Here is a 15,741-nt window from a genome sequence, read left to right on the forward strand (position 1 = left end):
GGAATGCAAGCACACCCTGAAAGGGTGGGGGAAGGCGGGTTTTTCCCGGCCGCTGCTCCCCGGACCGGAAGGCCGAGCCCGGAGACGCCGGGCCGCAACTTCACACGGAGTGTTCGTGCTGCCCCTTTCAGGGTTGTCAACCGTTTCCACGGACCGTACCGCGCCGCTCCGCGGACTGCGCGGCGCGGGGAAAGCGGCGCTCCGGAAGCCTGCGCGCCGCACTCCGCATCGGGTTTCGCGACGGTCCCCGTCTTCGGGTGAACCGCTCTTCAGGATGGTGTACGAGGCTTTCGTCTGGTGCGGGGTCGTTCCCGACGGCGCGTATCGCGGCGGTGACCCTGCCCGTGATCTGCAGCAGTGCGCACCTACCTCCTTCGGCCGCGCCGCCCCCACGGCGCGGCTTTCTTTTTAAAAAAAACAGGAAAAATCCGGATAGCTTGCATCTCCCTGAGAGGACGGCAAGAAAGAGAAGGCAGAGGCCCCGGGCCCCGGCGGGGCAGGGTGTCCTCTGCCCCGAAAGGAGGAACCCATCCATGTGCACTCGTTTCCGAAAAGCGCGCTTCGTCGTGCGGCTGGTCTCGGCCGTGCTGCTCACCACGGCCGCCCGGTCCGCGACCCCCGCCCCGGGCCCCGCCGCTACGACCGGCGCTCCCGCGGGGCAGGCGGTCCCGGCCCATTCGGCTCCCGTCACCGAGACAGACCCTCCGGCCCGCCCCCTCGTCTTCACGGTGCCGACGCCGGACGGCGGGACGCTCCGGGCGGAGTACCACTTCGACCACAACGCCCTGAGGCAGGTGATGGCCGGCCCCGCCGGCTGGATCGCCCGGACGGCCTCGGGGACCCTCCTGCGCTTCGGCCGGGAATCCTTCAAGCTCGAATGGCAGGCGGTGGGCCCCGCCCGCGCCACGTGCCTGGCGGCGTCCGACGCGGGGGACGTGTGGGCCGCCTTCGAGGACGGCCGCGTCTGCTCCGTCGACCCCGTCACCCTGGAACTGCGGGAAATCGCCCGCCTCCCCGGCAGGGTGACCTGGCTGGGCGCGCCGCCGGGGCTGGGGCCCGAGTCCCGCAAGGTCGTCGCCGTGACGGACGGGACCCCGCGATCCGGCCCGGAATCCGAGATGACGGAGATGGAATTGACAAGGTATCGCTTGCAACGGCTGGAAGAAGAGCCTCTCTCCCAGGAAGCCTGGGTTCTTCCGGGAGGACCGCACCAAAGAATACAACCGCTGAGTTTCTCGGACACTTGGAAAACAAAACCGGATACTTATTTTATCGACAGCAGCCTGAGACTCTGGACGAGCGTTGTCATCGGCGACATCGGATATAAGGGAGCCTGTGCCGTGATGGATCTGTTCACCGGGTGGAGTGCGCCGATTCCCAGCGGCGGCCGGTGCATTCGCGGATTCACGGAAAGCAGGGACGGGAGGGTCCTGGCCTTCGGGGGATGGACACAGATTTTTCCCCAGGAGTCGTTCGTGGCCCGGATCGACCGGGGGCGTTGGGAAACGCTTCGGGAATGGTCCAGAAGAGCCGGTTTGCTCCCCGGAGAAAAGCCTGAAGATCTATACAAGATGAAAACGGGCGAGGATGGCGGACCGATCAAGCCCATCGACACCCTGGCGGAAGACCCGTGGACAGGGGAATTTCTCGTACTTTCGACAGACAGCATGTCAACGGTGGATGCCAACTTCCGGTCCTGGACCCCCCCAGTCACACGGGTGCTGCCCGGCAGGGGTGAGGTCTCAGGCATCGAGGAATTTAGCTTTCAGATGACGGACCTGGTTTCCCTGAAGGGCTGTACTGGCACCTGGCTGGGGTTCCCTTCACTGCAGGGCCTAATCCTCCTGGCGGATACAGGGTTTTTCGCGCTCCCGATGCCGTTTCAACTGGGGTATTCCCATGGAAATCATCCCTCCGAGATCGCAAACTCGGGGGATTCCAGTTGGTTTTTCCCGTGCTGGGCGGGTTCGGAGGCCGCCTGGCGGTTTGCCGACGGCCGGTGGACCGCTGTCGGATCTTTCCCCCTGGAAATCCGCAATGCGGATGGCACCGCTTCCGTCTGGAAGAGAACCTCATGGTATGATTCCCGGTTTCTTGGAGTATCGGGGGAGGACGCCCTCCTGGTCTGTGAATCGCCGCGCTCTCCCGGCGAAGTGATCTTTAGTCGATGGTCCGCAGGGAAAGCAACGATGGAAGGGTCTTCCCGGGCAGGAGAGGGGAACCTATACGGCATTTTTTTCACGCCGGATGGACAGATGTGGTCGGTTTACGGGCGAGAGCTGGTGAAGTGGGCCGGGGATGACTTCCAGGCTTGCGGCGGGATAGGTCCTCTCCCGATTCCGACGGGGACCGTTCGTAAGCAAAGCTGGCACGATATCACGGTGTTTCCCTCCACGCGCGATACGGGAACAGTCTTCCTGCTCATGCCGGGAGACTATCTGGTCCGCTTCTCCTTTGGGGATCCGGCGCAGCCCGCCTGGACCCTCCTGGACCCCGAATGGAGGGGTGAACCGATCGGGGTCGTCAACGACGTGGTCGTCGAAACGGCGGGGACGCTGCTGATTCTCACCCCCCGGGGGCTTTTCCGCTGCGACCCGGATTCAATGACCCTGGAGAGAATCCTGGTCGAGGAGTCCCCGAAAGACCTGCGCAGCACGTGTATCGACTCCCTGGGGCGTCTCTGGGTTGTGGGTCGTCAGCTTCACCTCTCCGAGGATGCCGGGCGGACGTTCCGCCCGGCCATCGACCTTCCGGTCAGTGCCTTCCCGGAGCGGGTCCGGATCCGGCCCGATCCGCGGGCCCCGGGAGAGGCCGCTTTGACGCTCCATAACCGGGGCGTGGTGTTCCTGCATTGGCCGTGAGGGTTGCCCGGAACCGCGGAGCGGCGGTTCGACGACCAAATGTCGGTCGTCAGGACAGCAGCGCCGCACGGTTCGACGGTTGCGGATCGACGGGCTTTCCCCCCGCGTCGCCGCCCCCGGAACGCGGCAGCGGGGGAAGCAGACGCACCCTGAAAGGGGGCGGGGAAGGCGGGTTTTTCCCGGCCGCTGCTCCCCGGACCGGAAGGCCGCACCCGGGAGTGCCGGGCCGCAACTTCACACGGAGTGTTCGTGCTGCCCCTTTCAGGGTTGTCCACCGTTTCCACGGACCCGACCGCGCCGCCCCCACGGCGCGGCTTTCTCTTTCCCCCGCCGGCCCGCAGTCGTCAGGGGCCGGCCTTGAACGCGTCGGGGGAGACCTCCTTGTAGACAATTTCCCGGCAGTCGATGAACTTCTCGGTGGTCCGGCCGCCCGACAACTCCCCGGTCTCCCGCATCCGGAGGGTGTAGCCGGTTTCCCGGTCCACCCAGAAGCTCCGGACGCTGACGACCTTCCCGGTGTCGATCCGCTCCTCGTAGAGGTCCACGGGACGCCCGCACACCGTCTCCCCGCCCGGTTTGCGCTCCCCGTGGCGCTTCAGCCAGAAGGCCTCCAGGGTGTCCTCGGGCTTGTCGAGTTCCGTGTCGTAGCTTCTGCCGTCCTCGTGGAACTTCGTCCCGTCGAAAAGCCTGACCGATTTACGCCCCGTCGTCTCCAGCGTGTCATCAATCCGGAACCGGGTTCCGTCGGAGGTCACGGTCAGGGTGTGAGCGATGACGGTCTTCCCGTCGACCTTCTGCACGGAGGTCCACCGGCCCTCGAAGGGGCGCCGGTCACCGGAAAACCCCGCCGGGTCGCCCCCGCACCCGCACGGCAGGATGCCGGCCACAAGGATCGCCCCAAGACCCGCCCATGCCCTGAAACTTCTGCCCTCCGCCATGATGACCTCCCTGGCGTTGATGCCGTGCCGGCACGCTCCGATCGACGGCCCCCCGGCCCTCCCCGCCGCGGGCGACGGGGCGCGGGAAACGGCCCCGGGCCGCCGCCCCTCCCGTTCAATCCCGCGCTTCGACGGGGTGATCGCGGTGGAAGGCGCCCAGGCGCGCTTCCAGGTCGGGGAACTGCTCGCGGTGGATGAGGGACGTGCAGGCCCGCAGCCCCTCGGTGCGGGTGCTCCCCGTGGTGGACAGGGTGATGGCGCTGATGCCGTAGTAGAGGAGTTCCTCCAGCAGCTGGTCCCCCGTCAGTCCCGGGTAGCAGAAGGTGAAGTAGAAGCCGTCGGCGATGGGCTGGTCCAGGTCCCGGTCGTAGACGATGCGGAAGCCGTTGCGGAGGAAGATGTCCTTCATGACCCGGGCCTTCTCCCCGTACTCCCGGACGTTGTCCACGAAGTTGATCCGCCCGTCGTTGACCCCGCGCAGGATGGCGGCCAGGGCGTACTGGGCCGAGTGGGAGGTCCCGGAGCTGAGGGCGTAGAGCGTGCCGAAAACCAGGGCGTAGCCGAGGCGGTCCGAAGGGAAGTAGCGCTTGAGGTCGGCGGACTGCAGGTCCCAGATCCCGTCGGAGACCGCCATCATCCCGATCCGCTCCCCGGCGTAGCTGAAGGCCTTGGAACTGGAGATCAGGAGGATGTAGTTGTCGGTGTAGCGGGCCACGGTGGGCTGGAAGGGGGGGTTGCCCGGGCCGTTGAAGGGCCGGCGGAAGTCCATGCCCACGTAGGCCAGGTCCTCGATGACCACCACCTTGTACGCCGTGGCCAGTTCCCCGATGATGCGGAGCTCGTCCTCGGTGAAACAGATCCACGCCGGGTTGTTGGGGTTGGAGTAGAGGACGGAGGAGACCTTCCCGGTCTTCAGGTAGGACTCCAGCTTGGCCCGGAGTTTTTCGCCCCGGTAGTCGTAGACGTCGAAGGTCTGGTACTCGTGCCCCAGCAGCCGGCACTGCAGCTTCTGGACGGGGAAGCCCGGGTCCAGGAACAGGGTGCCCTCCTTGTGCGCCCACATGCGGTTCACCGTCAGGAAAGCGGCCATGCCCCCCATCATGGAGCCCACCGTGGGCAGGCAGTGCTCGGGGGAGACCTCCACGTCCAGGAAGAGCTTGATGAAGCGGGAAATCTCCTTCTTGACCTCCGGGATGCCCTGGATGTCGGGGTACCGGGCGGCCACGCCGCGGCGGAGGGCTTCGATCTGCGCGTCCACCCCCTCCTGGAGGGGCGGCAGGCCGGGGATGCCCATCTCCATGCGGATGAAGCGCAGGCCGGTGGCCTCCTCGATGGTGTCCACCAGTTTCTTGATCTCGCGGATGGAAGCCCTCCCCGCGCAGGGCAAACCGCTGGCGAGGAGTTTCTCCCGGACGACCTCGGACGGGACGGGGGTGCAGGGCTGATTCGGGCTCATGGCTTCTCCTGGCTGAGGATGATATTCATGGGTCGGATCACCGACAGTGTCCATCGCGGCATCGGTCGCCCGATAATAGCACGGTTGCCGCCGGCCCGGCTGAAAAAACCGACGCGGCCCCTCTCCAGGATCCCGGGCGTCGTGTCCAGGGGCGCCTTTGACCGGGGAGTGGATTACGCCCGGCCCCTCCGGCGCGGGGGCGGATCGTGATCGGGGACGCTCACGGGGACAGGGGCGGTCAATCGTCTTCCGGGTCCGGACCGCCCGGCTCCGAATCCGGTTCCGTACCCGCCGCGGTTTCCGGGCCCGCTTCCGGCGGGGGCGACCCGGCACCGGGCGACACGGCCGGGACCGGTTCCGGCGCGTCGACCTGGCCGGAACCCGGCGGGGGGGGCGGCGGCGCATCCGCCGGGCAGGCCGGGAGGGTGAAGCGGAAGGTGCTCCCCTGGCCCGGGACGCTTTCCACGCCGAGGGTCCCACCGTGGTGCTCCACGATCATGCGGGAGATGGAGAGACCCAGGCCCGTGCCCTTCATCAACCCGGTCCGGCCGCCGTCAACCTGGTGGAACTTCTCGAACACGCGCTCGAGGTCCTCGGGCGGGATACCGGGACCGGTGTCGGTGACGAAGATCCGGACCGCGGACGCCTGCTCGCCTGTCGCTTCGGCCCCCACGGTGATCGTCCCGCCCTCGGGGGTGAACTTCACCGCGTTGGAGACCAGGTTGATGACCACCTGGACCAGCCGGTCCCGGCTGCCGCGCACGTCCGGCAGCCCTTCGGCGCACGCCCGGACGCTCCGGAGCCCTTTCCCCGCGAAGAGCGACCCCGTGGCCGCCAGGGCCTGGTCCACGATTTCCCCTGCCGCCTGGGGCTCCATCACCCAGTCGTCGATCCGGCCCGCTTCCAGCTTGGCGATGTCCAGAAGATCGTTGATCAGGTTGGTGAGCCGCTCCCCCTCCGACTGGATGATGGTGAAGTTCTGGAGGATCTGCTCCACCGCCCTCCCGACCCGCGGGCGGCCCGGGTCGACGGCCGGGAGGACCACCTCCTCGAATTTCTTCCGGTTCATGGACGTGAAGCCCACCACCGACGTCAGGGGGGTCCGGAACTCGTGGGCGGCCACGTTGAGGAAGTCTGTCTTGACGAGGTCCAGCTCCTTGAGCTTGCGGTTGGCCTCGTCCAGTTCCACCGTGCGCTCGTTGAGGGCCCGGTTGATCTTCTCCGTCTCGGCCAGGGCCTCGGAGAGCTGGAGGGTGCGTTCCGCGACGCTCTGCTCGAGGCGCCGGTTCTCCATCTTCAAGCGGTAGGACCGCAGGCGGACGATCCCGACGACGAAGCCCGCCAGGCCGAGCAGGTAGAGGCCGTAAGCCCACCACGTCTTCCAGGGCGGCGGGTACACCCTCACGCGGAGGGAGGCCTCCGCCGAGTCCGGGGCCCCGTTGCGCCCGATCGCCTTCACCCGGAAGCGGTAGTCCCCGGGGGGCAAATTGGTGTAGGTCGCCCGCCGGTTCGCGGGGTCGGTCCGGACCCAGTCGGGGTCGAAGCCCTCCAGCATGTAGGCGTAGCGCACCGCGCCGGGCCGGGCGAAGTCCAGGGCCGCGAACTCGATGGCGAAGAGGTAGTCCGTGTGACCCAGGCGGATCTCGGGGGTGAAGCCGATGTGGGCGTTGAGCCGGAACCGATCCTTCCCCTCGGGTAGGTCCGGACGGGCCACCGGGACCGGCTGGTTGAACAGGAGCAGTTCGGAGATCACCACGGGGGGGACGAAAGTCCGGGGCCGCACCCGCCGGGGGTCGAAGACGTTGAACCCGTTGACCCCGCCGAAGTAGAGCCGGCCGCCCTTCCCCCGGCACGAGACGCCGCCGTTGAACTCCAGGCTCTGCAGGTTGTCGTTCTCGTCGTAGTTGGTGAAGGTCTCCGTGGCGGGGTCGAAACGGCTGAGGCCCCGGTTCGAGCTGAGCCAGAGGCAGCCGGCGTCGTCCTCCTGGATGGCGTACACCACGTCGTTGGGCAGCCCGTCCCGTTCCCGCCAGGCCGTGAACCGGCCCGAAACGGGGTCGAAGCGGTTCAGTCCGCCCGAGGTCCCGAACCACAGGCGCCCCGTCGAATCCCGGCAGGCGGAGAGGATGAAGTCGCTGCTGATGCTGTCGGGCCGGCCGGGGTGATGCTGGTGGCGAACGAAGGTCCCGGTGGCCGGGAGAAAGCGGTTGAGGCCGCCGCCGTAGGTCCCCACCCACAGGTTCCCGGCGGTGTCCTCCGTGAGGGTCCGAACGTAGTCGTGGCTCAGGCTCGCCGGGTCCTTCGGGCGGTTCCGGAAGACGGTAAAGGTCCCGCTCTCCCGGTCGAAGCGGTTCACGCCCCCGCCGTCCGCCCCGACCCAGAGGGTGCCCCGGGCGTCCTCGAAGATGACCCGGACCTGGTCGCCGCTGAGGCTTCCCGGCTGGTCCGGCTGGTGACGGAAGCGGGTGAACCGGCCGGTCTGACGGTCGAGCCGGTTCAACCCCCCGCCCAGGGTCCCCACCCAGAGGTCCCCCCGCGAATCCTCCCGCAGGGCCCAGACCATGTCGCACGACAGGCTCCCGGGGTCGTCGGCGGCGTTCCGCCACGACGTCAGCCTGCCGCTGAAGGGGTCGAGGCGTGACAGTCCCAGGTAGGTGCCGACCCAGAGGGCGCCCCCAGAATCCTCCCAGAGCGCCCGGACCCGGTTGTTCTGCAGGGTGTCGGGGTCGCCCGCCCGGTGCTGGTAGTGGACGAAGTCCTGCTGGTTCAGGTTGAAACGACTGACGCCCCTCCCGCCGTAGGAGCCGATCCAGAGGTTGCCCCCCCGGTCCAGGCAGAGGGAGAGGACGCCGTCGTTCCCGAGGCTGAGGGGGTTGTCGGGCTGGTTGCGGAAGCGAAGGAAATGGCCCGTTGCCGGGTTGAAACGGGTCAGCCCGTTGTTGGTGCCGATCCAGACCTGGCCGTCGGGGTCGACGGCCAGCGAGCTGACGGTGTCGTCCCCCAGGCTGTCCGCGTTCGCGGGGTCGCTGCGGTAAGCCGTCACCGACCCCGTGCGCGTGTCGTAGCGGTAGAGCCCGCCGTTGGTCCCCACCCAGAGCGTCCCGCCCGGCGATTCCGCCAGGGCCCGGACCAGGGGGCGCCCGGGGGGGCCGGCTGGTGTCGGGCCGATCGGGCAGTGCCCGAAGACCAGGCGCCGGCGGTCGAAGCGGTAGAGCCCGAGATCGGTCCCGGCCCAGAGGTTCCCGCCCGCGTCCTCGAGGAGCGCGGAGACGATCCGTCCCCGGAGGCGCGCCAGGCCCGCGGGGTCGCCCCGCGGGGAGGGGGAGGGTTCGAAGAGACCGGTCCGGCGGTCGACCCGGTCGACCCCGTTCCCCGTCCCGACCCAGAGGGTCCCGTAGCGGTCCTCGAGGATGGCGAGCACGCTGTCGTGGCTGAGGCCCGGGGCGTCCCAGGCCGGGTGGCGGTGCCGCGTGAACCGTTCCGTCCGGGGGTCGAAACAGCTCAGGCCCATGTCCGTCCCGATCCAGAGACGGCCGGACGCGTCCTCCCGGAGGGACCGGATGTGGTTCCCCACCAGGCTGCAAGGGTCGGCCGGGTCGTGGCGGTAGACGCCCATGCGGTAGCCGTCGAAGCGGTTCAGCCCGTCCTGGGACCCGAACCACAGGTACCCCCGCCGGTCCTGGACGATGGCGTTGATGGTGGTCTGGGAGAGGCCCTCGTCCAGGCCGATGCGCTGGAAGTGGAGGTTGTCCTCCTGGGCGGGGAGGGACCCGGGCGCCAGGCACACGACGGCCAGGAGCAGGCGGAAACCGGTCGAGATTCGGAACCATCCCCAAACCATCGCGACGACACCCCGTTGCAAAAATGCCCGAGCCCGGGAGTTTCGTGCCAGTCGACGCTTGCCGCCAGAGTAGGGCGCGGCCGCCCCGATGTCAAGGGAAATGGCGCCCGTACGCCGGTCGAGCGTACGCCGGGCGAGCCGTACGCCGGGCGAGCCGAGCCCGGCGCTAACATCTCCCCTCCTCCTCCCCCCCCGCCAGGCGCGCGCCTCGGCTCGGCGCGCGTACCCGTACGCCGGTCGAGCGTACGCCGGGCGAGCGTACGCCGGGCGAGCCGAGCCCGGCGTTGACATCTCCCCTCCCCCTCCCCCCCGCCAGGCGCGCGCCTCGGCTCGGCGCGCGTACCCGTACGCCGGGCGAGCGTACGCCGGGCGAGCCGAGCCCGGCGCTGACATCTCCCCTCCCCTTCCCCCGCCAGGCGCGCGCCTCGGCTCGGCGCGCGTACCCGTACGCCGGGCGAGCCGAGCCCGGCGCTGACATCTCCCCTCCTCCCCCCTCCGCCCCGGGCCCGCAATGTGATATGATGGGCTGGTCAGCCTGGTTCGCAAAGGGAGGGTGATGCCGATGAAACGAAACCTGACCGCGCTGCTCGTGCTCGCCGCGGCGCTCACCACGGCCCGGGCCGCGACACCCCGGGACCTTCCCCTGGTTCAGAAAACCCACTTCACCTACCTGGGGTCCTTCAACCTCCCGGAGGGCGACTTCGGGGCCTCCCGCTTCGCCTGGGGCGGGAAGGGCCTCTGCCATTACCACGACCCCGGCTCGGGCAAGGACACCCTCTTCCTGCAGGGGCACGACTGGTACCCGGGCTGCGTGGCCCAGGTGGAGGTCCCCGCCATCGGCGGCACCGCGCCCGTCGTCCAGAACTTCGTCGAGATCACCGAGGGGGCCCTCGCCTCGCTAGCCACGTCCAGCTCCAACATCTACGGCCTGCTGGTCTACAACGGGCGGCTCATCGTCGGGGCCTCCTGCTACTACGACGGCGACAGCAGCCAGGTGAACTCCCACGGCGTCTGCGGCCTGAACCTGTCCACGAACGGAGACTTCCTCGGTTTCTATGACTTCACCGTCCCCACGCCCCCCCGGGCCCTCGGCGGCTACATGACCGTCGTCCCGGCCGAGTGGCGGGCCCTCCTCGGCGGGCCGGCCCTCACCGGCAAGGGCTGCCTCTCCATCATCTCCAACAACAGCGCCGGCCCCTGCGCCACGGTCTTCAACCCCGACGACGTGGGCGTGCTCAACCCCATCCCGGGTTTCACCCTGATCTACTACCCCCTCGAGCACCCCCTGGCCCCGGAGACCACCACCAACGAGCTGTTCAACCTCGCCACCCACGTGGCCGGCATCGCCTTCCCCCGGGGGAGCCGGAGCGTCCTCTACTTCGGGCGGCAGGGCACCGGGACCTACTGCTACGGCGACGCGTCGGTGTGCCCCGACCCCTGCGACGCCAGCCAGGGCACCCACGCCTACCCCTACCGGCACCAGGTCTGGGCCTACGACGCCAACGACCTGCTGCAGGTGCGCGCCGGGACGAAGCAGTGCTGGGAGATGCGCCCCTACGCCGTCTGGTCGCTGGACGACATGACCTCCGACAACTGCGCCGACCTGGAGGGCGCCGCCTTCGACCCGGACACGGGCCGGCTCTACCTCACCGAGGCCTACGGGGAGGAGCCTCGCGTCCACGTCTACCGCATCGTCGTCCCCCAGGCGGAGGTGGCCCGGGACGGCGACATCAACGATGACCACCGTTGCGACGCCCTGGACGCCGTGGTGACGGCCAACGTGATCGCCGCCAACCTCCCCGCCGGCACCCCCCCCTGCGTCCGGACCCTGGCGTGCGACTTCGACCGCAGCGGCGCCCTGGGCGCCCCGGACCTCCTCACCCTCTTCCGCTGGCTCGCCGGCGCCCTGGTGAAGTTACCGTGAGAGCGCTGAGAAAGAGGCAGGCGTTCACGGCCTCACGCCAAGGCGCAAGGCCGCCAAGCCTCGCGAAGAAGAACAGACGCACCTTCTCTGGCGGTGTTCTGGACCAGTGCGTGCGCCTGGATCTCCCGGGGACGAAAGCGGCGTCCCGAAACGTGTCGCCGCATTCCATATGACGCTTGACAGCCCTCGCCCGGGGCATCATGATACAATTGCGTACCAGATCATGTGTGTATTTGAGGCCTGATATGAAACTCATTAGTGTACGCGATCTGAGGACGGATTCGGCGAGGATCTGGGAGCAACTGCCCGGGGAGGGCGAGATGGTGGTCACCAGCAACGGGCGTCCCGTCGCCATCCTCGCCTCGGTGGACGAAGACGGGGTCGAGGAGGCCCTGCGGGCTTTCCGCCGCGCCCGGGCCATGGAAGCCGTCGCCGGACTGCAGCTTCACTCCGCCGAGACCGGCCGGGACCGGATGGCGCCCGATGAGATTGAGACGGAAATCCGGGAGGCCCGGAGGAGCCGCAGGACATGAGGATCGTTCTGGACACCAACGTCCTGGTGGCCGGCCTGCTCAACCCTTTCGGGCCGTGCGGCGAGATCGTGAGGATGGTTTCCGCCGGGGACCTGATCCTCCTGTGGGACGCACGGGTGCTGGCGGAGTACGCGGACGTCCTCGCCCGGCCCAAGTTCAACTTCGATCCGGTCAAGATCCGGGTGTTGCTCGATTTTTCCCGCCACTACGGCCTGGCCTGCGGGTCAATCCCCCTGGCGGTCCGGTTGCCCGACCCGGACGACGAGCCTTTCCTCGAGGTCGCGGCCGCGGGGCGCGCCGACGCCCTGGTGACGGGGATCCTCTCCCATTTCCCCTCGGCCCCGCCCCTTCCGGTCCCGGTCCTGCCCCCGGCCGGGTTCCTGGCCTTCTATCGGGAACGGCTCGCAGGCGAGCGGTGATCCCCGGCCCTGACAGCATCCCGGGGGTCAAGGCACCCTCGGACCTTCGGGTCCGCAGCCAGGTCATTCCGTTCGGCCGCCCCCCCAACCGCATTGGCCTGGTGAATGCGGTTTCCGGGATCCGTTTTCAGGAAACCTGGTCATCCCGCCGGGAGGAGTCCTTGCGTTGGGAAGGCGGAAACTGCCGGGTCTTCAATATTGACGCGGTCGCAAAAAGTACCATCACCCTCCGGGTGATGGCTCAAACAAAGGCTTTACAAACACTTTTCCGTCCGTCTTCCGACTTTTTGCGAACCCGTCAATTTTTTTCAGTGGGTTGTCGAGGTCCGACCCCGACGCTGACCCATCAAGAACTTCGCCCCTTGTGAGAAGCAAATCGGTTACAATAAACTCAGGCCCGTTGGAGGAGGTTGTGTTCATGGAGCGCGAGGTTCACATCGCAGAATCATGGGAGGAAGCGGAAGCGTGGGAAATAGACCAGGAAATCCGTCTCACCCCCGAAGAACGGCAGGCAATCGTCGACGAGCTTCGCCTGCGAGTTTACGGTACGGATGCGCCCGATGTCCGGGAGTGCGCTCATGCCTTTGAAATCCGATCACTTTTCTGAGGACATCCGCGACTTCATGCTCTGCCTGGATCGGACCGGGGTACGGTACGTCCTGCTGGGAGGAGAGGCGGTCATTTACTACGGCCACGCGCGTCTGACGGGAGACACTGATTTCTTTTACGATATTGCCGAAGACAACGCGCAGAACCTGTTCCGTGCCCTGCGGCTCTTTTGGCGGGACAATATCCCGGGGGTCAAGGCACCCTCGGACCTTCAGGTCCGCGGCCAGGTCATTCAGTTCGGCCGCCCCCCCAACCGCATCGACCTGGTGAATGCGGTTTCCGGGATCAGTTTTCAGGAAGCCTGGTCATCCCGCCGGGAGGAGTCCTTGTGTTGGGAAGGCGGAAACTGCCGGGTCTTCATTATCGGCCTCGAACCCCTCATGCGGAACAAGCAGGCGGCCGGAAGAGGCAGGGACCTCGACGACTTGCGGTATCTCCGGAAACTGTCAACCAACCGCCCCCGACACTAATTTTTCTCACGGCACAGGCGAGAATTCCGTGTCCGGTTTTCAGTGGTTTCCTGACGGACCACGCGCTATCATCCACCACGCGGGGCTTGCCCGGCCTCGCGATGTTCAGGATCGGAGGAACCGATGAAAACCGTCTTTGCGCCCGGGTGTGCGCTCCTGATCTACAAGCCCGGCCTGGCGGACCGGGCCCAGGCGGCCCTGGAACGCGAACTGGGGCCCCTCGACCGGCACCTGACCTGTTGCCGGCACGAGCCTGGGCTCCCCCCCGGGACCCGGGTCATCAACGTCTGCCCGGGCTGCGACCGGCGCTACCGCCAACTCTACGAGGGGATCTCCACGATCTCGCTCTGGGAACTCCTCGCGGAAAGCCGTGTGTTTCCCTTCCCCGACCACGGCGGGCAGGCGATGGCCGTCCTGGACGCCTGCCCCACCCGGGACCAGGAACGGGTTCACGAGGCGGTCCGGACCCTGCTGCGGCGGATGAACGTCCGCGCCGTGGAGCCTGAACGGACGCGCACGCAGGGGACCTGCTGCGGGGACACCTTCTACCCGGCACTGCCCGCGGAGGACGTGAAGCGGCAGATGCGCAAACGCGCGGGAGAGATGCCCTGCGAGGACGTGGTCGTCTACTGCGTCTCCTGCACCAAGGCCATGCACGTGGGCGGACGGCGCCCCCGATACCTCGTGGACCTGCTCTTCGGCGAGGACACGCCCCCCGGGACCATCGAGCCCGACGCCTGGCACGCCCAGGTCGATGCCTTCATCGAGGCGCACTGAGGCTTCGGCGCCTTCGAAGTAAAATCCTGGGCAAAATGAGCCGTCTTCAGGGGCATCATCTGGCCCGGACACAACCTCCTGACCGGTCCGTGTGGTTCGTGATGATTGTCGGGATGATCCGTGTTCATCCGTGGTCATCCTTGGTCATCGCACCCCCGCCTCACGGAAAAACCCGCCGAATGACCTCCCCCAGGCTCCCCGCCCCCGGGAAGATCAGGTGCAGGGCGAGGCCCAGCCCGAAGGCGAGGGCCAGGACCACGCCGAACCGCCACCCGGTCCGTTTCAGGACCCCGCCCGCCCAACCCGGCGAGGTCATCTCCCGGAGGGGGCGGGCCAGGGACCCAGCCAGAAGGAAGGCGGCCGCCGCCTCGGTCAGGAGCAGCGGCGCCTCGGCGAACAGTGCGATCCCCCCGGTGAACAGGGCCAGGGCCAGTCCCAATACCAGGCAGATCAGGCATCCCTCCGGTTCGAACACCATTTCGAGACAATCCCATCCCCATCCGCGCGAAAGGGAACGGGAATTTCCTTCCCGGCCGGCGGGAACCCCCGGCTCCTCCGGCGCCACCGTGAACTCGATATTGTGACTGTCGCTCTCGCAGCGGTGCCGGACCCAGGCCAGCCAGAGCCGCAGGAGAAGGAAGAACGCGAGGTACGCGGCCAGCACGTTGAAGGGGTAGCGCACCGGCATGGCGGTGACGCCCAGGCGCCGGAAACCCCAGTTGGCGAGGACGCCGGCCCCGATCACCCCGCAGAGGATCAGCAGGAGGTGAGCCCGGAGGGAGAAGCGGTCGGCGAAGCGCGGCCGGGGGGATTTCATGAGTCAGTATCTCAAGCGAGAAGGGCCTGGTAATAGTGCCAGATATTGTCGTCCGGTTGAAAACTGTCGCTCATGCAAAAACCCGCCTGAACAGGAATGGCGCCGCCTCCCTGAGGGGCGAGGGGACTGTTGTCAACCTCCGGTATGGGTGAAGACCTCCACGACGACCGCCGCTCTGGAGAGCGGCGCCACTTCGGAGCGGGCGGCTAGTCCGGGTAGCGGATCACCACGTCGGTCTCCACGTCGGGGTGGAGGCTCTGGCCCACGGGGCACAGGTCCGCCGCATGGGAGAAGCGCTGCCGGAGGGCCGGCTCCACGCCGGGGGGCATGTGGATCTCCACCAGGAGCGAGCCGATCCGGCGGGTCGGCTTCGGCGCCATCTCCTTGATCACCGTCAGTTTCATCCCCTTCAGGTCGGTGCCGTGCTTGCGGGCCAGGATCCCCAGGATGGTGGCGATGCACGTGGCGTAACCGGTCGCCACGAGGTCGGTGGGCGAGAAGGTCTCGCCCTTGCCCTGGTTGTCGAGGGGCGCGTCGGTGGCGAGCCGATGTCCGCTCTGCACGTGGACGGCCTCGCAGTGCAGGTCCCCCTGGTACTCGATCTCCATCTTGACCATGTCGTCTCCTTTTCGAAAGCGAATCGGGCCGATTCTAGCCGCACCGGGAGAAAAACTCAACGTTGATGGGCCGCAAAGAGTACCATCACCCTCCGGTTGATGGCTCAAACAAAGGCTTTACAGCCACTTTTCCGTCCGACTTCCGACTTTTTGCGAACGCATCGACGTTGACAGCTTCGCAAAAAGCTGGAAGACGGACGGAAAATCGGTCCTTGAGGAATTTCTCATCGTTTTCCCTTTCATGTTTCCTCGCTTTGCGAAACCTCTCAATGGCCGCTCGATCGGCAAAACACCCCTACCCGGCGGACCCTCCGGGCGGCACCCGAACCCGTGCGGTGCCACGAAGCGTGTCACCGCACTCCTGTACATTGTAATCAGGACGAGGAAGCAAGTGGCTGCGGGGAGCACCACCGCACTCCCGTTTCGCAAAGAACTCTCTTTGGACCTGTGCCCCCGCAGCCTTTGACAGAAGTCGGGTG

Annotated in this window: 12 protein-coding genes; 7 read left to right on the plus strand and 5 right to left on the minus strand. The window is 67.4% G+C overall.

The genetic code is table 11. The features are described 5' to 3' along the window. Positions 1 to 533: 533 nt before the first annotated feature. Positions 534 to 2,861 (plus strand): hypothetical protein, encoded by a 2,328-nt coding sequence (locus KA419_18420; GenBank protein MBP7867908.1) that lies wholly within the window; start codon positions 534 to 536, stop codon positions 2,859 to 2,861. 344 nt (positions 2,862 to 3,205) lie between these two features. Here the strand turns inward: KA419_18420 and KA419_18425 are convergent, their stop codons facing one another. The 3 genes from KA419_18425 to KA419_18435 all read right to left on the minus strand — a co-directional run bounded on the left by KA419_18425 (position 3,206) and on the right by KA419_18435 (position 9,096). After that, positions 3,206 to 3,799: a hypothetical protein gene (locus tag KA419_18425; protein MBP7867909.1), complete on the minus strand. Its 594-nt coding sequence runs from the start codon at positions 3,797 to 3,799 to the stop codon at positions 3,206 to 3,208. A gap of 115 nt (positions 3,800 to 3,914) precedes the next feature. After that, the gene (locus KA419_18430; protein ID MBP7867910.1) at positions 3,915 to 5,255 is read right to left on the minus strand and encodes a pyridoxal phosphate-dependent aminotransferase; all 1,341 of its coding nucleotides are present in this window, start codon (positions 5,253 to 5,255) and stop codon (positions 3,915 to 3,917) included. Between the two features lie 238 nt (positions 5,256 to 5,493). After that, on the minus strand, positions 5,494 to 9,096 hold the full coding sequence (locus KA419_18435) for a hypothetical protein (GenBank protein MBP7867911.1): 3,603 nt from the start codon (positions 9,094 to 9,096) through the stop codon (positions 5,494 to 5,496). A 562-nt stretch (positions 9,097 to 9,658) separates the two neighbouring features. Here KA419_18435 and KA419_18440 point away from each other — a divergent pair. The 6 genes from KA419_18440 (at position 9,659) to KA419_18465 (ending at position 13,828) form a co-directional block, all read left to right on the plus strand. Next, positions 9,659 to 11,020, plus strand: a complete 1,362-nt coding sequence (locus tag KA419_18440; GenBank protein MBP7867912.1) for a hypothetical protein — start codon at positions 9,659 to 9,661, stop codon at positions 11,018 to 11,020. A 245-nt stretch (positions 11,021 to 11,265) separates the two neighbouring features. Continuing rightward, a complete protein-coding gene (locus KA419_18445) occupies positions 11,266 to 11,553 on the plus strand; it encodes a type II toxin-antitoxin system Phd/YefM family antitoxin (protein ID MBP7867913.1) in 288 nt (95 codons plus the stop codon). After that, positions 11,550 to 11,972 (plus strand): putative toxin-antitoxin system toxin component, PIN family, encoded by a 423-nt coding sequence (locus tag KA419_18450; GenBank protein ID MBP7867914.1) that lies wholly within the window; start codon positions 11,550 to 11,552, stop codon positions 11,970 to 11,972. The genes KA419_18445 and KA419_18450 overlap by 4 nt, the downstream gene beginning before the upstream one ends. 418 nt (positions 11,973 to 12,390) lie before the next feature. Continuing rightward, positions 12,391 to 12,579: a hypothetical protein gene (locus tag KA419_18455; protein MBP7867915.1), complete on the plus strand. Its 189-nt coding sequence runs from the start codon at positions 12,391 to 12,393 to the stop codon at positions 12,577 to 12,579. Beyond that, positions 12,551 to 13,051: a hypothetical protein gene (locus KA419_18460; GenBank protein MBP7867916.1), complete on the plus strand. Its 501-nt coding sequence runs from the start codon at positions 12,551 to 12,553 to the stop codon at positions 13,049 to 13,051. The genes KA419_18455 and KA419_18460 overlap by 29 nt, the downstream gene beginning before the upstream one ends. 123 nt (positions 13,052 to 13,174) lie before the next feature. Next, positions 13,175 to 13,828 carry a (Fe-S)-binding protein gene (locus KA419_18465; GenBank protein ID MBP7867917.1) on the plus strand — a complete coding sequence of 218 codons (654 nt, stop codon included), beginning with the start codon at positions 13,175 to 13,177 and terminating at the stop codon, positions 13,826 to 13,828. A 160-nt stretch (positions 13,829 to 13,988) separates the two neighbouring features. Here the strand turns inward: KA419_18465 and KA419_18470 are convergent, their stop codons facing one another. Both KA419_18470 and KA419_18475 read right to left on the minus strand, forming a co-directional pair. Further along, complete coding sequence (locus KA419_18470) at positions 13,989 to 14,645, minus strand: hypothetical protein (protein ID MBP7867918.1); 657 nt, start codon at positions 14,643 to 14,645, stop codon at positions 13,989 to 13,991. 206 nt (positions 14,646 to 14,851) lie between these two features. Next, positions 14,852 to 15,253 carry an OsmC family protein gene (locus tag KA419_18475; protein MBP7867919.1) on the minus strand — a complete coding sequence of 134 codons (402 nt, stop codon included), beginning with the start codon at positions 15,251 to 15,253 and terminating at the stop codon, positions 14,852 to 14,854. Positions 15,254 to 15,741: the final 488 nt, after the last annotated feature.

Source organism: Acidobacteriota bacterium (genome assembly GCA_018001935.1).
In the GTDB taxonomy this organism is placed as follows: domain Bacteria; phylum Acidobacteriota; class JAAYUB01; order JAAYUB01; family JAAYUB01; genus JAGNHB01.